16 protein-coding genes and 3 pseudogenes are annotated in these 18,462 nt (G+C 65.8%); 10 read left to right on the plus strand and 9 right to left on the minus strand.

The window, feature by feature from the left end; translation table 11 throughout:
* The first annotated feature begins 135 nt into the window (after positions 1-135).
* The 7 genes from ABIB25_RS26965 (at position 136) to ABIB25_RS26995 (ending at position 7,205) form a co-directional block, all read left to right on the plus strand.
* Positions 136-840: a GAF and ANTAR domain-containing protein gene (locus ABIB25_RS26965; RefSeq protein WP_354531613.1), complete on the plus strand. Its 705-nt coding sequence runs from the start codon at positions 136-138 to the stop codon at positions 838-840.
* 761 nt (positions 841-1,601) lie between these two features.
* Entirely contained in the window at positions 1,602-2,099 is a 498-nt protein-coding gene (locus ABIB25_RS26970) for a YflT domain-containing protein (RefSeq protein WP_354531614.1), read from the plus strand.
* 84 nt (positions 2,100-2,183) lie between these two features.
* Positions 2,184-2,582: a PRC-barrel domain-containing protein gene (locus tag ABIB25_RS26975; RefSeq protein WP_354531615.1), complete on the plus strand. Its 399-nt coding sequence runs from the start codon at positions 2,184-2,186 to the stop codon at positions 2,580-2,582.
* Positions 2,583-2,606: 24 nt separating this feature from the next.
* Positions 2,607-3,017, plus strand: coding sequence for a hypothetical protein (locus tag ABIB25_RS26980; protein ID WP_354531616.1), 411 nt, complete (start codon positions 2,607-2,609; stop codon positions 3,015-3,017).
* 450 nt (positions 3,018-3,467) lie between these two features.
* Complete coding sequence (locus ABIB25_RS26985) at positions 3,468-3,938, plus strand: PRC-barrel domain-containing protein (protein WP_354531617.1); 471 nt, start codon at positions 3,468-3,470, stop codon at positions 3,936-3,938.
* Between the two features lie 94 nt (positions 3,939-4,032).
* Positions 4,033-4,854 carry an HAD family hydrolase gene (locus ABIB25_RS26990; RefSeq protein WP_354531618.1) on the plus strand — a complete coding sequence of 274 codons (822 nt, stop codon included), beginning with the start codon at positions 4,033-4,035 and terminating at the stop codon, positions 4,852-4,854.
* Positions 4,851-7,205, plus strand: coding sequence for a glycoside hydrolase family 65 protein (locus tag ABIB25_RS26995; protein ID WP_354531619.1), 2,355 nt, complete (start codon positions 4,851-4,853; stop codon positions 7,203-7,205). Before ABIB25_RS26990 ends, ABIB25_RS26995 begins: the two co-directional genes overlap by 4 nt.
* A 12-nt stretch (positions 7,206-7,217) precedes the next feature.
* Here the strand turns inward: ABIB25_RS26995 and ABIB25_RS27000 are convergent.
* Positions 7,218-7,604: pseudogene (locus tag ABIB25_RS27000) on the minus strand (phosphogluconate dehydrogenase (NAD(+)-dependent, decarboxylating)); the annotation flags it as partial.
* A gap of 4 nt (positions 7,605-7,608) precedes the next feature.
* Between ABIB25_RS27000 and ABIB25_RS27005 the strand changes: the two are divergent.
* From ABIB25_RS27005 to ABIB25_RS27015, 3 genes and pseudogenes are all read left to right on the plus strand, one after another.
* Positions 7,609-7,809 carry a hypothetical protein gene (locus ABIB25_RS27005; RefSeq protein ID WP_354531620.1) on the plus strand — a complete coding sequence of 67 codons (201 nt, stop codon included), beginning with the start codon at positions 7,609-7,611 and terminating at the stop codon, positions 7,807-7,809.
* Positions 7,760-8,104: pseudogene (locus ABIB25_RS27010) on the plus strand (acetate/propionate family kinase); the annotation flags it as partial. The gene ABIB25_RS27005 and the pseudogene ABIB25_RS27010, both read left to right, overlap by 50 nt.
* Positions 8,105-8,150: 46 nt before the next feature.
* Positions 8,151-8,561, plus strand: coding sequence for a hypothetical protein (locus ABIB25_RS27015; RefSeq protein WP_354531621.1), 411 nt, complete (start codon positions 8,151-8,153; stop codon positions 8,559-8,561).
* A 277-nt stretch (positions 8,562-8,838) separates the two neighbouring features.
* Here ABIB25_RS27015 and ABIB25_RS27020 read toward each other — a convergent pair whose 3' ends face one another.
* The 8 genes and pseudogenes from ABIB25_RS27020 to ABIB25_RS27055 form a co-directional block, all read right to left on the minus strand.
* Positions 8,839-9,093, minus strand: a complete 255-nt coding sequence (locus tag ABIB25_RS27020; protein ID WP_354531622.1) for a hypothetical protein — start codon at positions 9,091-9,093, stop codon at positions 8,839-8,841.
* Positions 9,094-9,283: 190 nt separating this feature from the next.
* Positions 9,284-9,622 carry a hypothetical protein gene (locus ABIB25_RS27025; RefSeq protein WP_354531623.1) on the minus strand — a complete coding sequence of 113 codons (339 nt, stop codon included), beginning with the start codon at positions 9,620-9,622 and terminating at the stop codon, positions 9,284-9,286.
* A gap of 166 nt (positions 9,623-9,788) precedes the next feature.
* On the minus strand, positions 9,789-10,655 hold the full coding sequence (locus tag ABIB25_RS27030) for an ADP-polyphosphate phosphotransferase (protein ID WP_354531624.1): 867 nt from the start codon (positions 10,653-10,655) through the stop codon (positions 9,789-9,791).
* Positions 10,652-11,272 (minus strand): annotated as a pseudogene (locus tag ABIB25_RS27035) (triose-phosphate isomerase family protein). Before ABIB25_RS27035 ends, ABIB25_RS27030 begins: the two are co-directional and overlap by 4 nt.
* Positions 11,230-12,051 carry a histidine phosphatase family protein gene (locus tag ABIB25_RS27040; RefSeq protein ID WP_354531625.1) on the minus strand — a complete coding sequence of 274 codons (822 nt, stop codon included), beginning with the start codon at positions 12,049-12,051 and terminating at the stop codon, positions 11,230-11,232. The pseudogene ABIB25_RS27035 and the gene ABIB25_RS27040 overlap by 43 nt, the downstream one beginning before the upstream one ends.
* A gap of 108 nt (positions 12,052-12,159) precedes the next feature.
* Complete coding sequence (locus ABIB25_RS27045; protein WP_354531626.1) at positions 12,160-14,796, minus strand: plasma-membrane proton-efflux P-type ATPase; 2,637 nt, start codon at positions 14,794-14,796, stop codon at positions 12,160-12,162.
* Positions 14,797-14,891: 95 nt separating this feature from the next.
* Positions 14,892-16,028, minus strand: a complete 1,137-nt coding sequence (locus ABIB25_RS27050; RefSeq protein ID WP_354531627.1) for a class I fructose-bisphosphate aldolase — start codon at positions 16,026-16,028, stop codon at positions 14,892-14,894.
* Complete coding sequence (locus ABIB25_RS27055; protein WP_354531628.1) at positions 16,025-18,421, minus strand: phosphoketolase family protein; 2,397 nt, start codon at positions 18,419-18,421, stop codon at positions 16,025-16,027. Before ABIB25_RS27055 ends, ABIB25_RS27050 begins: the two co-directional genes overlap by 4 nt.
* Positions 18,422-18,462: the final 41 nt, after the last annotated feature.

Consider the following 18,462-nt stretch of genomic DNA (forward strand, 5'->3'; position numbering starts at 1 on the left):
CACCACGGCAAACTCGTCGAACGATCAGATCGCGACACCGATGTTCAGGAGGTCGCCTAAATGATCTTGATCCACAGGTATTGACAATATCTCCGTGCCGGTCCGACAGAGGCTGCCCCGCACGCCGGTGACGGCGTGAGACGACTGACCGATGTGTCGCTCCCGCCCGGTCGGCGCGGTGCCGACCCGTCGCTAGATCGGGATTTCGCTGCAGAACTGGCCCACTTGGCCCTGACCTGGCACCAGCAACCCGACCAGGCCTCAGCCCTGAACGAGATCACCTCAGCTGTCCCTCAGTTGCTCCCGGGCGCCGACATGGCCGCCGTCGCCGTTGTTTCCAGCTCCGGGAACTTGCAGATCACCGCGGCCCACGGACCGCCGGCGACCTTCGAGGCGGCGCTGCACCGCACCCTGGAACCGCCTCGGTGGGCCGCGGCCGACCAATCGCAGCCAGGTGCAGTGGCCGATCGGTGGCCGGTGTCGGTGACTCTGGATCACTACGCGGAAATGGGCAGCCTGATCTGCGTGCCGCTGGGCAGCGGGGCGATGATGTTCGGGACCCTGCTGGTGCTGGGTTTGCGCGTCGACGCTTTTACCCCACGCACCGCCGCGGACGCCACCACCCTGGCCATCCACGCCTCGATCGCCCTGGCCGCCCAGCGCCACCGAAGTCACCTGCAGCAAGCTGTCCTGTCCCGCGACATCATCGGGCAAGCCAAAGGCATCCTGATGGATACCCGGCACCTGAGCGCAGACCAAGCATTCGCCCACCTGGAGGCCGCGTCGCACAACAGCAACGTCAAATTGGCAGGTCGCCGAAAACCTTTCTCGCACCGGTGAACTACCCGACCCACGTGCCTCGCAGTGACGCCGCAGGTCCTTCACAGTGGTTGACCTGCTCGGCCTCACCGGACCACTGCAGCCGCCGGCATCATCGAGGTCGACAACTGGCCGCGTCGGGGGTGCGGACCATAGAGATCGAAAAGATGTCATGGTCAACCTGATGGGGCGCCATACGGCCAGCAGCGCCCAGAATAGCCTTCTATGCGGTCCCGCCTTGTACTGTGCGCCCTTGTAGACCGGCGCCGCACCGGCGCGTAGTGTCGGAGTTAGCTGAGTTGACAGCCAGCCTGGACCTCGTGGATCGCCTGACGGCCGCCGCGGTGAGCGAAACGCTCCCCACCAGGCACTTCTGAGCGACAACCCCTTGTTGATTCGACACCGTACGTGGTGGTGCTGCGCCCTTGGCCTCGACCCTAGTTGACCCGCCGCAGTCCTGCCGGCCTGATCAGCGGTCCACGGTTCCAACCGCAGGCCGAGTGGGTGCCACTGAGCTGAATCGAGCATTGGTCATGGTCCTGCGTACCCGTGCCGTTGGTCATCTGGACGCGTTTGCTGGTGACCAGCTGCTGTGCGACCCGCCCGCCCTCCCGCGCTCCCGCGCCCGACAATGCGCAACCGGCGTCTGCGGCGCCGCCAGTGCGGGGCCTGGACTGACGTCGGCGTTCGTACCGGCCCAGTGGAGCGCAGCGGATGACCGCCACCTCATCGGGCTCCTGACCAAATCCGCACCGCACGCCACCACCGAATAGGAACCCATGATGACGAGAAGTCAGATGTTCACCGCCGACCGCATACAGATGCAATATCCGCTCTCGCTGGGTGTGTACGACCAGTACGTGAAGGCCCAGCAGGTGGTGGATTACCTCGCCGAGAACAACTTTCCGGTGCAGAACGTGGAACTGGTGGGCACAGAACTACGATCCGTCGAGCGGGTCACCGGCCGCCTGACCCGCAGCAAAATCGCGGCGGCCGGTGCTCTGTCCGGGTTGTGGATCGGGCTGTTCGTCGGGATCGCGTTCAGCCTGTTCAGCGACCGAAGCCAGCTGGGCTTCCTGATCACCACTCCGCTACTGGGAGCGGTGTTCGGGTTGGTCTGGAGTCAGCTCGGCTACAGCACAGCGACGCGGCGGGGCACCCGCGATTTCACCTCGGTCGACCAGATCGTGGCCACCAAGTACGAGGTGCTCGTCGAACACGGCTACGCCGCCCGTGCACGGGAACTCCTGGCCGCTATGCCGCGGGACATGACGACCTGACATCCGCCGTAACGCCGCCGTCGCCGGGATCGACGGCCGATCAAACCAACTCAAGCTTTCACCAACAGAAGGAGACGATCTTTGATGACAACGAGCGAGAGCACCACCTTGTACACGCTGGGTGACCGCGGTCAGACGATCGACGGATCAGCCAACGACGTCCGCGGACGGCAGGTCAAGGACAGCAACGGCGACGGCATCGGCAACGTAGTTGATCTGCTGGTGGACGACCAGGAAAACAAGGTCCGCTTCATGGTGGTGGAGCACGGCGGATTTCTGGGCTTCGGCGAAACGCAGTCGCTGATACCCGTCGACGCCGTCACCAAGACCACGAAGGACGAGGTGTTCATTGATCAGTCCCGCGAGCGGGTCGCGGCGGCGCCAGGCTATGACCCAGGTCTGCTCGAGGCCCGGACCTACCACGCCAGTATCTACCGGCATTACGGGTTCACCCCTTACTGGGGTCTGGGCTACGCCTACTAGAAAAGCCCAGCTGCCCGCCCGGCAGTGGCGGAAGACCAGGACCGCAGCGTCGATATCAGGCACAGACCGGGGCAGCTCGTTTCGATCACGCAACCGCCGATCCGATCCACCTCAGGAGTGATTCCGATGTTGTTCTTCCTCATCGATGTGCTGATGATCGCTCTGGTGATCACCGGGTGGCACCACGATCCCGCGGTCGGCCCCGGCCCGCACACTCAAAGCGCACACAACTCGACCGACACCGCCGTCGACACGCCGGAACGACAGCCGACCGGGGCTGTGAGGCTGCCGCACCGCAGCACTGTGCGCGCCTCTTTGCAGCGCGGCAGCCGCGGCCCGGTGCGGCCCGGCGAGTTCACCGGTAACGAGATCCCGGAGTGGACCGCCCTTGATGATCACCAACTCACCCGGCTGCTCAAACAGTTTTCGCCCTGATCGGCGCGGCGTCGGACGGCGAGTGAAAAACACCACTGGCAGCCCGTTGCGACCGGCCAACGCCGAGCAGCCGACCAGCCGCTTGCCCCGATCCCCCAGCCGACAGGCTCCCTACCGACTGGATTTGATGAAAGGACCATGACCCTCATGGGCACAGCCGAACAAGAACCTACTCAGGCGATCAGCCCGGGCGCGGACCCTTACGAACCGAAAACTCCCGGCCAATCCGACCCCGCGATGGTCGACCCGGCAGCGGCCGCGAACGCCGAATTCGACCCGGCCCACCCACCGGAGCCGATGCCGTTCGTTTCGTGGCCGCCCGCGCCGCCATCGCCATGAACGTGAACCGGCACCGAAGCTTTCCCCATTCTCGACACGAAGTAGGCGTCGATTCACCAACACCGGCTCAGCCCCACCAGCACCCGCCACACCTACCTGGGAGTAAACCCCATGAGCAGTGAAGTGACTGACAACAACTCCGCGCTGATCGCGCTCGGCACCCAGGGGCAGACCGTCGCCGACCCCGTCGAAGACATCCGCGGACGGAAGGTCCAGGACAAGGACGGCACCGACATCGGCAAGGTGACGGACCTGATGATCGACACCCAGCAGCGGAAGGTCCGCTTCCTGAAGGTGGAGCACGGAGGATTCCTTGGCCTCGGGGCCAAGGAATCGTTCATCCCGGTCGATGCGATCAGCGCCGTAGCCGCCGACGTCGTGACCGTCGACCAGTCCGGTGAGCACGTCGCCGCGGCGCCCGACTACGACCCGGACCTGCAGAACGAAAGAGGCTACTACGGCAACCTTTCCGGCTACTACGGCTATCAGCCGTACTGGGGCATGGGATACACCTATCCGGGCTATCCCTACTACGGCGCAGACCCTTACCGCGGCGTCGGCACATCCCAGCCCCCCGACTGACCCACAGACCGAGGTTGAGAGATGGTTATTGGTGACAAACACCAGCAGGGACCATACGGAACCGGGGTTTCGTAGCGTCGGATCCAGTGCAGCGATGAGCGCATCCGCGCCGCACCACCCCGAGAGTCGGCAGCGGTGCACGGTCGGCTCTGCCCCGCATAGCCCGCTGGGCTTGCCGGCAGGAGCGCAGGCATGCCTGTTCGATCTGGACGGTGTCCTCACCGACACGGCCCGGCTGCACGCAGCGGCGTGGAAGGAGATGTTCGACAAGTACCTCAAGGCGAGGGCCGAAAAGGAGGGTCAGCCGTTCGTGGCGTTCGACGACGTCGGCGACTACGACACCTACGTCGACGGCAAGAGCCGAGCGGACGGCACCCGCTCGTTTCTGCGGTCACGCGGCATCGACATGCCGATCGGAGCTTCCACTGACGGGGTCCAGGAGCCGACGATCACCGGGCTCGGTGCCGCCAAGAACGCGATGCTACTGCGCAGGATCCGCCGGGACGGGGTAAATCCCTATCCCGGCTCGGGGCGCTACGTCCGCGCAGTGCGGTCAGCGGGTCTACGCACGGCGGTGGTGTCCTCCAGCGCCAACTATGCCGAGGTGCTCACGGCCGCCGGTATCGCTGATTTGTTCGACACGCGGATCGACGGGGTCACCGCCCAGGAACAGCAGCTGGACGGAAAGCCTGCGCCCGAAACGTATCTCGCGGCTGCGACGGTGCTGGGGGTGGATCCGGGCGGGGCGGCGGTGTTCGAAGATGCCCTGTCCGGGGTGGCCGCCGGTCGGGCCGGCGGATTCGGGTTCGTCGTGGGGGTCGACCGGGTCGGCCAAGGCGAGGAACTGCGCGCGCACGGCGCCGACCGGGTGGTGACCGACCTCGGGCAGCTGCTGACTCCGGTCGGCCCCGGGTGATCACGCATCCGGCGTACGCGGTGGCGCCGTGGTGTGTGCGGGAGACCGGCCTCGATCTGGCGGTGCTGGCGCAGAGCGAGTCGGTGTTCGCGCTGTCCAACGGACATATCGGGTGGCGGGGCAACCTGGACGAGGGTGAGCCGCATGGGCTGCCCGGCTCGTATCTGAACGGGGTGTTCGAGTCGCACCCGTTGCCCTACGCCGAGGGGGGGTACGGCTACCCCGAGGCCGGGCAGACCGTCATCAACGGCATCGATGGCAAAGTGATCCGGCTGCTGGTGGACGATCAGCCCTTCGACGTCCGCTACGGACAGCTGATCGCGCACGAGCGGGTGCTGGATTTCCGCACCGGGCTGCTGCGCCGGCAGGTCGAGTGGATATCGCCGGGTGGGCAGGGCGTGCGGGTCCGCTCGACCCGGATGGTCTCGTTGGTGCAGCGTGCGGTGGCCGCGGTTTGTTACGAGGTCGAACCGATCGATACCGCGGCGCGGGTGGTGCTGCAATCGGAGCTGGTGGCCAACGAGAGGCTGCCGGGTGCCGGTGGTGACCCGCGGGAGGGATCTGCGCTGCTGAGCCCGCTGGTGTCCGAGCAGCACACCAGCCGCGGGAGCGGCGCCTTCCTGCTGCACCGCACCGCGTCCAGTGGTCTACGGCTCGGCGCGGCGATGGAACACCACCTGGACGCGCCGCCGGCGACGCGGGTGTCCAGCGAGAGCTTCCCTGATCTGGGTCGGGTCAGCTTGACGGCCACGCTGCAGCCCGGTCAGCGGCTGCGGCTGGTCAAGTTCGTCGCCTACGGCTGGTCGGCGGTCCGCTCGCCACCGGCGGTCACCGATCAGGTCGCCGCTGCGTTGACCGCGGCCGCGGCGACCGGCTGGGACGGTTTGGTCGCCGAACAGCGCGCGTATCTGGACCGGTTCTGGGCCGGCGCCGACGTCGACGTCGACGGTGACCCCCCGGTGCAGCAGGCCGTCCGTTTCGCGTTGTTCCACCTTCTGCAGGCTGGCGCGCGGGCCGAAGGGCGGGCCATTGCCGCGAAGGGACTGACCGGGCCCGGCTATGACGGGCACACATTTTGGGACACCGAGACGTTCGTGTTGCCGGTGCTCACCTACACCGCGCCGTCGGCGGCGAGGGACGCGTTGCGGTGGCGGTACTCGATCCTGCCGAAAGCCCAGGCAAGGGCCAACCAGTTGGGGCTGGAGGGGGCGGTGTTTCCGTGGCGCACCATCGCCGGGCATGAGTGCTCAGGCTACTGGCCGGCCGGCACCGCCGCGTTTCACCTCGGGGCCGATATCGCCGACGCGGTCGTCCGCTACATCGCCGTCACCGGCGACGTGGCGTTCGAGCGGGACATCGGGGTGGAACTGCTGACTCAAACCGCACGATTGTGGTGCTCACTGGGCCACCACGACGCCGCCGGCGGGTTTCGTATCGATGGGGTGACCGGTCCCGACGAGTACTCCGCTGTCGCGGACAACAACGTCTACACCAACCTGATGGCTCAACATAATCTGGTGTGCGCCGCTGATGTCGCGCAGCGCCACCCCGACCGCGCCCGAGACCTTCACATCGCCGCACCGGAGATCGCCGAGTGGCTAGACGCCGCCGGCGCCATGGTGGTCTGCTACGACCAGAAGCTGGGGATCCACAGCCAATCCGAGGGTTTCACCAACCACCAGGTCTGGGACTTCGCCGCCACCACCACCAGTCAGTATCCGTTGTTGCTGCATTTCCCGTACTTCAACCTCTACCGCCAGCAGGTCGTCAAGCAGGCAGATCTGGTGCTCGCCATGCACCTACGCGGGGAGGCCTTCACCGCGGCGGAAAAGGCCCGCAACTTCGCCTACTACGAAGCTCTCACCGTCCGGGATTCCTCGCTGTCGGCCTGCACCCAGGCTGTGCTGGCCGCTGAAACCGGCCACCTGGACCTGGCCTATGATTACCTGACCGAGGCCGCGTTGATGGACCTGAACGACCTGGAACACAACACCCGCGACGGTCTGCATCTCGCGTCCCTGGCCGGAACCTGGATCGCCCTCGTCCACGGTTTCGCCGGTCTGCGGGAACGCGGCGGCACCATCGCCTTTGCCCCGCGGCTACCGGCGGGCATCACCCGGCTGGCCCTGACGATCGGTGTACAGCAGAGCCGGCTGAGCCTCGAGATCGCCCCGGCGACGACGACATATCGGGTCTTAGACGGGCCGGCACTGTCAGTGCGGCACGACGGACAAACCCTGCTGGTGGCGGCCGGTCGTCCGATCAGTGTCCCTAACCAGAAGCCGCCCACCGGGCCCGCACCCACCCAGCCGTGGGGCCGGGCGCCGCAGCGTCACCGGGGCGGCTGGTGAAAGTCCCTGTCGTCATGATTTTGGCTCGTGGTGGGTGACCGCGGTGGTCGCTTTCTCTTCGTGTCCGCCGAAGCCCATGCGCATGGCTGACAGGGCTCTATCGGCGAAGTCGTCCAAGCCGCGGGAGCCGAAGCGGGAGTACAGGGCGGTGGTCAGTACGGGGGCGGGGACACCTTCCTCGATCGACGCGATCGAGGTCCACCGGCCTTCACCGGAGTCCGACACTCTGCCTGCGTACTCGTCGAGGTCGGGCGATTTGACCAGGGCGGCGGCGGTGAGATCGAGCAGCCAGGACTCGATGACGCTGCCGCGGCGCCACACCTCGGTGACCGCTGTGGTGTCGATGTCGAACTGGTAGAACTGCGACTGTTCCATCGGAGCGGTCTCGGCGTCGCCGCGGGTGTTGGCGGAGCCCGATGTCGTCGGTCACCGCATCGTGCACGGCGGCACCCAATTCACCCACGCGGTCAACATCGATGCCGACGTCGAGCAGCGGCTGCGTGAGCTGACCGACCTGGCCCCACTGCATCAACCCAAATCGCTGGCCGGTCTGGATGCAGTCACCGCCCTCCTACCCGACACGCCGGCGGTTGGCCTGCTTTGACACCGCCTTCCATGCCAGCCTGCCCGCCGAGGCCGCAACCTACGCGATTCCCCGGCAGTGGCGCGAAAAGTACGGCATCCGCCGCTACGGCTTTCACGGCCTATCCCACAGCTACGCCTCCCGCCGGGCGGCGCAGCTGCTGAACCGCCCCATTGCCGACCTGCGGATCGTCACCTGCCACCTCGGTGCCGGAGCATCGCTGGCGGCCATACTCGCAGGCCGAAGCGTGGACACCACTATGGGTTTCACCCCACTGGCGGGGCTGGTGATGGCGACCCGCTCGGGCACCGTCGACCCCGGCCTGGTGCTATGGCTGCAAGAACACGAACACCTCACCGCGCATGAAGTCGCCACCGCCCCTCGAGCAACGCTCCGGCATCCTCGCGCTCGCCGGAACCGCCGACATGCGCCAGGTCGACGCCGCGGCGCAGCGCAGGGAACCAGACGCGCAACTGGCGATGGATATCTACATCCACCACCTGGCCGCCGGTATCGCAGCGATGAGCGCAGCAACGGCCGGACTCGACGTGCTCGTCTTCACCGGCGGCATCGGGGAACAGTCATCGATCGTGCGCGAGCGCGCCGCACGACGGCTGGGCTACCTCGGCGTCGAGATCGACCACCGCAAGAACAAGCTCGAGGGTGACGACGTGATCAGCCCGCCGGACGCGAGCGTGCAGAGCCTGGTGATCACCGCCAGAGAAGACCTTCAGATCGCTGCGGAAGTTCGACAGCTACTGACAGCAAAATAACCAACCACAACATCCAGACATCAGATGTACGGCATCTGCCTCGACGCTGATCAGCTCTTGGGCCATACCAATCCGCAATTCACTCACCGGCGGGACGACTGCGGCTGGCATGCAGCGACCACAGCATCTCCCGGACCATGCCGCGCCACAGACCAAGGCCCGGCGTCCTGGCATCCGGCGACTACGCCGGAAACCTGCCGTACCCCCCGATGCTCCCCGCCGCCACGATGAACGTGACCCGCGAGTCCGCCCGACGGTAGGGCGCCGGAGTATCGCCTCACTCCTGCGGGCCGACCATCTCGATCAGATCGATCTCTGTAATTCGGTGCGGGTCGAGCCGCACCGGATCCGGCGGGAATCCACTTTTGGTCTGGACAGCGAGCATCGGCACCTCCGCCGAGCGTGCCTCGTTCAGGTCGTAGATCAGCCCCTCACGCTCAGCCTCCGCATCAATCCCGGAAAATCCACGTAATGCGATGCGTGCAGGTTCAGCGGAATCACGCAGATGAATGACGATTTCGTAGTCGGTCACCGGGCCAGCCTCTCACGCCGCCGCGGGCGAATGTCGAGCTCGGCAGCGGGTTTGATCGTGGCGCCAGTGTCGATCCGTTTGCCGGCGGCGTGTCAACGTGTGCTCGCTTCGGTGTCGATCCCATCTTTGGGCAGCAGATCTCGCACGCGTCCGCTAGTAGCGGTGGTCGCCAGCGGCGGTGGTCGCCTGTTCAGACTGAGCGGCGGGGGTCGGTTGAGATGTGGGAGCGCGTGTCGGCGGCGGCGAGCTGGGCGGTGATGCTGGCGTTCGTCACTTCCTGTTGTGCGTGGATGACGCCGATGGCCTCTAGCACCTTGGCCAGGTCGTCGCGGTTGAGCTCGTTGTAGGCGGATTTCATTCGGGTGGTACGGGTTTGCCAAACGCGCTGCTCTGCATCGGTGGTAGCGCGGGACAGGGCTTCGGCCACGGCGCGGCGGGCCTTGAAGTACAGGCCGTCGAGCTCGTTGACCGCGTCGGTGGGCGCGGCGTGGATCTGTGGGATAGGGGTGACAGCCAGGTTGATACTCATCGGCGCGGTCCATTCTTCGTTCCGACTGTGACGGCGCGCCGAATCCGGGATCGATCCATTGGGGTGCCAGGCGGTCGTGAGAGGTGAGGGGTACTGCGGTGTGGTCAACAATGTTCGAACGAGAGCCAGATCTGGCTGCGCAGCTCGCAGGAACCGGCGTCACCAATCATCTGAGTTGGTGGCGGAATGATTCCAGTTCATGGTGGCGTTTGTCGGTCGTCTCGGGGTAGGCCATCTTCAGCTCGGACAGCGTGTCCAGCAGGATCTGGGAGACGATGAGTCGGGCGTTGTGCTTGTTGTCCGCCGGGACGACGTACCAGGGTGCGTGCTGGGAGCTGGTGGCGCTCAGGGCGTCGCTGTAGACGCCCTGGTAAGTGTCCCAGTAGGACCGTTCGTGGATGTCGGCGAGGCTGAACTTCCAATTCTTGTCCGGGGCGTCGATGCGGGCCCTGAACCGTTTGGCCTGTTCACCCTTGGACAGGTGCAAGAAGATCTTGACGATCTGGGTGCCGTTGCGGTGCAGGTGCCTTTCCAGGTCCTCGATGGAGCGGTAACGCTGCTGCCAGATCTTCTTGTCGTCGATCAGATCGTCGGGAAGGCCATGTCCGTGGAGCATTTCCGGGTGGACCCGGGTGATCAGGACGTCTTCGTAGTAGGAGCGGTTGAAGATGCCGATCCGGCCACGCTCGGGTAGGCACCGGCTGGTGCGCCAGAGGAAGTCGTGGTCCAGTTCTTCGGTGGTGGGTTGTTTGAAGCTGAACACCTGGCAGCCTTGCGGATTGATTCCGGACATGACGTGGCGGATCGCGCCGTCCTTGCCGGCGGCGTCCATCCCTTGGAAGATCACCAGCAGCGCGCGGTGGTCGGAGGCGTAGTGCAGCCGCTGCAACGCGCTCAGTTTCTTGACGTGCTTGCGCAGCTTCTTCCTGTAGTTCTTCTGCGATTTGTACAGCGGCTCCACCGTGGTGGGCCGGTCGGTCAGGTCGACCTGCGTTCGAGCCTCGACTCGGAATGATGCGGTCTTGATGCTCAAGGGTTTTCCTTTCCTGCCGTGACGGTTTCGTTGGTGTCGCAGCTCAACAGGTGCCCCGCTTCTTCATCGCGTAGGCGCCGGTAGGTGGCCAGGCAGGCCCGGATCAGGGCCTGGAACGAGGTCAGATGTTGGCTGGCGCCGCCGACCAGGCCGCCGTCGATATCAGCCTGCCGGAAGTACGTTTCAGCGTTGTCGGCGGTGACGCTCCCCCCCTAGAGCAGCGTGGTGTCGGCCGCGACGGCGCCGCCGAGCTCCGCGGCGATGACCGCGCGGAGGAAGCCGTGCCGGTCTTGCGCCTCCTTCGCTGTGCATGCCATCGGGTCGTTGCCGGTACTGATCGCCCACGCGGGCTCGTCGGCGATGAGAAACGGGCCGCCGGTCTGCTGGTAGACCTCGAGCAGGACCTCCAGCTGCGCCCGCACGGCTTGCTGGGATCGGCCCGCTTGGTGCTGCTCCAGGGTGTCGCCGACGCACAGGATCGGGGTGAGGTGATGGGTGAACGCGGTCTGCAGCTTCCGGGCGATCATGTCGTTGGTCTCGCCCAGGTACAGCCGCCGCTCGGAGTGGCCCAGGATCACGTATCGGCAACCGAGGCCAACGCGGTCATCGACGGGCACACCGACAACTCGAACAGACCTTCCGCCTCGGACACGGCCCTCGTGGCGGCGTCGGCGAGCACCAGCGAGTGCGCCAGGCTCACCTGGTTCTTCCAGGTGGCGAAGATCTTGTGCCGAGTTGTCGGACGATCTCCGGCGGCCGACAGCGATTCCGCGGTCCAGCCAGATTGGAGGGTCGGGCCGTGGGTTGAATTCTGGAGAAGACCGGAATCTGCGTTGCACAAGCCCAGACACCGCTCACTGTCATGATCTTCGACCAGCGAAACCGAAGCAGTAGTACTCGCGAAGAGCCGTCCGTATTTCGGTGCCAGCCCGATGGCTCGAGCAGCCAGGATCCGGGAGAAGTGGCCGTGGGTCACTACAACCAACGGCTGTGTGCCGTCGGGTACCACCCCGGCCAACAAACGGTCGGCTCGTGTCCCGACATCCGGCGTCGACTCGCCATGCGGGCAGCCATCCCGCCAGATGTCCCAACCGGGTGCGCGCCGGCGGATGTGCTCGCCCGTCAAGCCCTCGTAGTCCCCGTAGTCGAATTCGGCCACGAGCGGGTCGATGTCCATCTGGTGTCCGGGTAGCGCGAGGGTGATTGTCTGGATGGCGCGTTGCCGTGGGCTCGTGACCACCACCGGATCCCGACCACGCAGGACGTTGGCCAGCACCGGTGCCAGGGCGGCCGCCTGGGTCCGGCCCTTGGCCGTCAGGGCCAAGTCCGTGCCGCCGGTATAGCGGCCGGTCAACGTCCAATCGGTTTCGCCGTGTCGAACGATGATGAGCCTCATCGCCGCTCCCGGCCCCTCGGGATCCACCGGTACGCGGGCGGGTTGCTTGTCATGACGCACGGTCGGTTGATTCAGGCAATCGATTCGTTCCAGGTCCGTCGGGCACCTTCATTTGTTGGCTACCAGCGGCTGGTCGTGCTGGGCGCACCAGTCGCAGCGGCGGCGGTGGCCGGTGCCGGGCTGGTCGTGGTGATGGCTCTTGATTTCGGCGCCGTGGGGGCAGTCGGTGTTGTCGTGGAACACCGGGTCCCGCAGATCGGCGTCGGTGTGAAACGCGGCGGAAACCGACGGGGCGGTGACGGATGAGCGGCCCGTGGAATCCGTCTGGCTGGGCGGGTTGTTCGTGTCCGGGTCGGCGGTTGTTCTGATGGGGTCGAAGATGCGGTAGGCAAGCAGTTTGATGCGGTCGCTGGCCAGCGCCCAGATCAGGGCGTAGCCCCAGACGAACGCGGCCCAGCCCCACCCGAGCGGGGTCATGAACAGTCCGTAGACGGCGATCAGGGTGGCGATGGTCTGGGTGCCCAGGACGGCCAGGAGCAGGATCCGGGCCGGGCGGATGGACCAGAACGGCCCGCGGGTGCGGGTCAGGAAAATGGTGAGGTGCCCGGCAACGGAGAGCATCAGGTACATCATGGTCTGCAACCGCGGACGGCCCAGGTCGAAAATCTGATCGCCGAGGTAGAAAAGCCCGAACGCGGCGATCGGTCCGATCACGCCCAACACTGTGGAGATGCCCAGGACCAGGCGCATGTTCCAGGCTTCGGGTTTCATCTCGTAGCGGACGTTGTCATACGCGATGGACAGGATCGCGCCGTCGTTGAGCAGCGCGAGCATCACGATCATGATCGCGGTGACCGGGTAGAAGTTGAACACCAGGATCGCCAGGGTCATGAACAGCAGTACCCGTAGCGTTTCGGCGATCCGGTAGATGGCGTAGGAGTTCATCCGCTGGAAGATCTTGCGGCTCTCCTTGATCGCGTCGATGATCACCGACAACCCCGGGGTGAGCAACACGATCGCCGCGGCGGCGCGGGCAGCGTCGGTGGCGCCGGAGACGGCGATGCCGCAGTCGGCCTTCTTGAGCGCGGGCGCGTCATTGACGCCGTCGCCGGTCATCCCGACGATGTGGCCGCGTTGTTGCAGGACGTCGACGATGTGGTACTTGTGCTCGGGAAAGACCTGGGCGAATCCGTCGGCCGTTTCGATGGAGTGCGCAACCTCGGCGGTTTCGGTCTTCTTCACATCGCCCAGGCCGGCGGCGTCCAGGATGTCGGTGCCCAGGCCCACTTTGCCGGCGGTTTCTCTGGCGATGGCGATGGCGTCGCCGGTGACCATCTTGACGGCCACGCCCATGGCCTTCGCGGTGGCGATGGTGGACGCGGCGTCCTCGCGCGGTGGGTCGAACAGCGGGAGCACGCCCAGGAATTTCCAGCCGCCGCTTCCTTGGGCGCGGGCCACACCCAGGGCACGGAAACCTTTGGCGGCGAAGTCATCCACCGCGGCGTCGACAATGGTTTTGATCTTGGCGGTGTCCTGCGCCAACGCGAGGATGACCTGGGGGGCGCCCTTGCTGACCTTGAATGTGGTGCCGTCGCTGCCGGTGACGGTGGCCTCGGTCCGTTTGTCGACCGGGTTGAACGGCTCGAAGTGTGTCACCTGGTAGCCGTCCAGCGCCGTCTTGTCCTCCAGGCCGCCGAGCACGGCCAGATCGATGGGATCGTTGTTCTCCGCCCGGGAGGCCAACGCGCCGGCCAGGATGACCTGGGCGGCTGAGGTTCCCTCCAAACTGAACGGATCGCCCAGGGTCAGCGAGTTCTGGGTGAGGGTGCCGGTCTTGTCTGCGCAGAGGATGTCGACGCCGGCGAGTTCCTCGATGGCGACCAGTTTGCTGACGATGGCCTTCTTCTTGGCCAACAGCCGGGCCCCGACGGCCATCGTCACCGACAGCACGGTCGGCATCGCCACCGGGATCGCCGCCACCGTGAGGACCAGGGCGAACTGCAGCGTGGTCAGGATCGGGTCGCCGCGTAGCACCGACACGACCACGATCACCGCGACCAACGCGACGGCCAGGATGATGAGGTAGTTGCCGATCTTCAGGACGGCCTTCTGGAAGTGGCTGACCGTGTGGGCGTCCTGCACCAGTTCGGCGGTCTTGCCGAAATAGGTTCCGGTGCCGGTGGCGTAGACCAGGGCGCCGATCTCGCCGCGGCGGACCACCGACCCGGAGAACACCGCATCCCCTGCCTGGCAGGTCGCCGGCAGGGACTCCCCGGTCAACGCGGACTGGTCGACCTCGATCTCGTCGCCGGCCAGCAGACGCGCGTCGGCCGGCACGATATCGCCCAGCCGCAGCCGGATCACATCTCCGGGCACCAATTCCCGAGCGGCGGGGGTGACCCATTGGCCGTCGCGCAGAGCGCGGGCATTGATCGCCAATTTCGCCTTGAGCGCGTCGATGGCGTTGCCGGCCTGGCGTTCCTCAGTATAGCCGACGACCGCGTTGGCGATCAGCAGGACCAGGATGATGAAAAAGTCCGGCCAGTGCCCCACGGCACCGGACAGGATCACCGCGATTTCGATCATCCACGGAATCGGGCCCCAGAAATAGGACAGGAACTTCAGCAGCGGGTTCCTCTTGTGCTCGGCGATCTCGTTCGGCCCGTACTGCTCCAACCTGTTCGCGGCCTCAGCCTGGGTCAAACCATCCGGTGAGCTCTGGAGTTGCTGCTGCACCTGCGCCATCGGCAGGGTTTTCAGATCATTCTTCGGGTCCGAATGTGGATCTGGCTTCCTACCGGGCGAAGAAGCAGCCTCGGCTTGCTTGGCATGGGTGGTCATCAGGCTGGCTCTGTTCTGGAAGTGGGGGGAAGAAGGTGGACTTCGATCGGTCGGGACGGGGCCGGCGGGAGAGTTCCGACGGTCTTCACCGGCCGGCCTTTTGCGTTGGTGTCGTCGCCTCGGCGGGCGTCCTGGTTGGAGCTGGCCCGAATGAGCAGGGCCTGTTGCGCGGCACGGACGTTGGCGTCTTGCCCAGCCCAGATGCTCAGGGCGGGTTCCTGGATCGCGCGTCCGAAGGAGAACGCGACCGGCCACGGCAGCAGGTCAGGGTCTGCGTTGATGGCGGCCAGGCGGGCCGTGGCCAGGTCACCGGACTGGCCGCCGGACAGGAACGCAACGCCGGCGACCGCGGCCGGAACGGCCCGCCGCAAGCAGGTGATCGTCGCGGCGGCCACCGTCTGGTTCGATTCCTGCTCGGCGCAGTCGGTCCCGGCCAGGATCATGTTGGGTTTGAGCAACATGGCTTCCACGACGACCTCCTGGGTCCGCAGCTGCTCGAACACCTCGTGCAGCACGTCTTCGGTGACCTGCGCGCAGCGGGCGAGGGTGTGGGCGCCGGTCATCAGCACCTCCGGTTCCACGATCGCGACCAGCCCGGCCTCCTGGCACAGCGCCGCATACCGGGCCAACGCGTGGGCGTTCGCCTGTGTGCAGGCCCGGCTGGGCGACGCCGCGCCGATAGTGAAAACAGCCCGCCATTTGGCGAACCGGGCACCCATCCCGGCGTACTCGCCCAGTCGTTGTCGCAGCCCGTCCAACCCCTCGGTCACCGTCTCCCCGGGATGCCCGGCCAGCGGCTTCGCGCCGAGGTCAACCTTGATGCCCGGGACGACCCCAGCGTCGGTCAGCACGGTCAAGAAAGGCACACCGTCGCTGGTGTGTTGCCGGATCGTCTCGTCGAACAGGATGACCCCGCTGATGAAGTCCCCCAGTCCGGGTGTAGTCACGAGCAGTTCCCGGTAGGCGCGGCGGGTCGGTTCGTCCTGGGCGATGCAGAGGGCGGCGAACCGCTTGTTGCACGTGGAGATCGATTCGTCGATCGCCAACAAACCCTTGTCCTCGGCGACGAGCAACTGCGCAGTCTCCACCAGGGAACTCAGGTCCGTAGGCTCCGGGAGCAGCGTCGCTGTGGTCATGGCGTAGGTGTCCAGGTCCAGTTGCGGATCTCCGGCAGGTCCTGGCCGTGCCGGTTGATGTAGAGGTTATGTTCCACCAGCTTGTCGGCCATGGTCTGCTTCAGGTAGTCCCCGGTCGCGCCCAGCTGGGGCAGACGTTCGATGACGTCCTGCACGAGATGGAAACGGTCGAGCCGGTTCTGCACCCGCATGTCGAAGGGGGTGGTGATGGTGCCCTCCTCGTTGTAGCCGCGGACATGCAGGTTGCGGTTGGCCCGGCGGTAGGTGAGCCGGTGGATCAGCGTGGGGTAGCCGTGGAAGGCGAAGATGATGTGCTTGTCGCGGGTGAACAGGGCGTCGTAGTCACCGTCCGGCAGCCCGTGCGGGTGTTCGCTGGCCGACTGCAACTTCATCAGGTCGACCACGTTGACGACCCGGACCTTCAACTGCGGCAGGTGCTCCCGCAGGATCGACACCGCCCCGAGCACCTCCAGGGTCGGGGTGTCCCCGCAACAGGCCAGCACCACATCGGGTTCGGCGCCGCGATCGTTGCCGGCCCACTCCCAGATGCCGATGCCCTCGGTGCAGTGCACCTGCGCGTCGGCCATGGAAAGCCACTGCGGCATCGCATGTTTGCCCGCCACGATCACATTCACGTACTGACGGCTGCGTAGGCAGTGATCTGCGACGGACAGCAGGCAGTTGGCATCCGGCGGCAGGTAGACCCGGACGATGTCGGCCTTCTTGTTCACCACGTGGTCCAGGAAACCCGGATCCTGGTGGGTGAAACCGTTGTGGTCCTGCTGCCAGACGTGGGAGGCCAGCAGGTAATTCAGTGAGGAGATGTCGCGGCGCCACGGCAACGCCTTGGTGACCTTGAGCCATTTGGCGTGTTGGTTGAACATCGAGTCCACGATGTGGATGAACGCCTCGTAGCAGTTGAACAACCCATGCCGGCCCGTCAGCAGATACCCCTCCAGCCAGCCTTGCGACTGATGCTCGGACAACATCGAATCCAGCACCCGCCCCGCCGGGGCCAGGAACTCATCACCATCGACCGTGCGGGCCTCCCACTGCCGGTCGGTGACCTCGAACACCGCCCCCAGCATGTTCGACAACGTTTCGTCGGGCCCGAAGATCCGGAAGTTCCGCTGATCGGAGTTGAGCGTAACGATGTCTCGGAGGAACTCACCGAGCACCAGGGTGTCCTGCGCCGTCACCGCACCCGGGGCGGGGACGGTGACGGCGTGGACCCGGAAGTCCGGCATGCGCAGGTCGCGCAGCAGCAGACCACCGTTGGTGTGGGGGTTGGAACCCATCCGCCGGTCCCCCTGCGGAGCCAGCGAAGCAAGCTCGGCCAGCAGCCGCCCATCGGTGTCGAACAGCTCCTCCGGTCGGTAGCTGCGCATCCAGGCGTCCAGCTGCTCGACATGGCCCGGATGGTCCTCGTCGACCAGCAGCGGAACCTGATGGGCCCGGAACGTCCCCTCGATCGCCAGGCCGTCGACCACCTTCGGGCCGGTCCAGCCCTTCGGCGACCGCAGCACGATCATCGGCCACCGCGGCCGGACCGTGTTCCCGCCGACGCGGGCGTCAGCCTGAATGGAGTGGATGGCCTCGATCGTCTGATCCAGAACCGTGGCCATCAACTCGTGCATCGTCTCCGGGTCATCACCTTCCACGAAATACGGATCCCACCCGCAGCCCCGCAGGAATTGATCCAGTTCTTCGTGCTCGATGCGGGCCAACACCGTCGGGTTGCTGATCTTGAAACCGTTCAGGTGCAGGATCGGCAGCACCGCCCCGTCACCGACCGGGTTCAGGAACTTCGTCGACTGCCAGGCGGTGGCCAGCGGACCGGTCTCGGCCTCCCCGTCACCGATCACGCACGCCACGATCAGGTCGGGGTTGTCGAACGCAGCGCCGAACGCGTGACTGAGGGAATAGCCCAGCTCGCCGCCTTCGTGGATCGAACCGGGCGTGGTCGGGGCGACGTGGCTGGAGATCCCGCCCGGGAAGGAGAACTGGGTGAACAACTTTTTCATCCCCGCCTCGTCCTGGGTGACATCGGGATAGATTTCGCTCCAGGAACCTTCCAGGTAGGTGTTGCCGACCAACGCCGGACCGCCGTGGCCCGGGCCGGCGACATAGAACATGTCCAGGTCGTATTTGTTGATCACCCGGTTCAGGTGCACGTAGATGAAGTTCTGCCCCGGCGTGGTCCCCCAGTGCCCCACCACCAGTGGTTTCACATCAGACAGCGCCAGAGGCCTTTTCAGCAGCGGGTTGTCGTATAGATAGATCTGGCCGACCGACAGGTAGTTCGCCGCCCGCCAATACGCATCCATCCGGCGCAACAGTGCCGGATCCACCGTCCCGGTGAGTGCCACGGGGGGCTCGAGGGTTCTGGTCATGGGTTGCTCCTCATTGCTGATTTACGTCGGTGAAGGTGGAA

Origin of the sequence: Nakamurella sp. UYEF19 (assembly GCF_040546275.1) — a bacterium.
Taxonomy (GTDB): domain Bacteria; phylum Actinomycetota; class Actinomycetes; order Mycobacteriales; family Nakamurellaceae; genus Nakamurella.

What these genes read in the sequence shown, in the direction of transcription:
- ABIB25_RS27040 (WP_354531625.1), bottom strand. Translation starts at nt 12,051, where the DNA reads ATGAGGCTCATCATCGTTCGACACGGCGAAACCGATTGGACGTTGACC.
- ABIB25_RS26970 (WP_354531614.1), top strand. Translation starts at nt 1,602, where the DNA reads ATGACGAGAAGTCAGATGTTCACCGCCGACCGCATACAGATGCAATAT.
- ABIB25_RS27050 (WP_354531627.1), bottom strand. Translation starts at nt 16,028, where the DNA reads ATGACCACAGCGACGCTGCTCCCGGAGCCTACGGACCTGAGTTCCCTG.
- ABIB25_RS26975 (WP_354531615.1), top strand. Translation starts at nt 2,184, where the DNA reads ATGACAACGAGCGAGAGCACCACCTTGTACACGCTGGGTGACCGCGGT.
- ABIB25_RS27055 (WP_354531628.1), bottom strand. Translation starts at nt 18,421, where the DNA reads ATGACCAGAACCCTCGAGCCCCCCGTGGCACTCACCGGGACGGTGGAT.
- ABIB25_RS27045 (WP_354531626.1), bottom strand. Translation starts at nt 14,796, where the DNA reads ATGGCGCAGGTGCAGCAGCAACTCCAGAGCTCACCGGATGGTTTGACC.
- ABIB25_RS26990 (WP_354531618.1), top strand. Translation starts at nt 4,033, where the DNA reads ATGAGCGCATCCGCGCCGCACCACCCCGAGAGTCGGCAGCGGTGCACG.
- ABIB25_RS26985 (WP_354531617.1), top strand. Translation starts at nt 3,468, where the DNA reads ATGAGCAGTGAAGTGACTGACAACAACTCCGCGCTGATCGCGCTCGGC.
- ABIB25_RS27025 (WP_354531623.1), bottom strand. Translation starts at nt 9,622, where the DNA reads ATGAGTATCAACCTGGCTGTCACCCCTATCCCACAGATCCACGCCGCG.
- ABIB25_RS27015 (WP_354531621.1), top strand. Translation starts at nt 8,151, where the DNA reads ATGAAGTCGCCACCGCCCCTCGAGCAACGCTCCGGCATCCTCGCGCTC.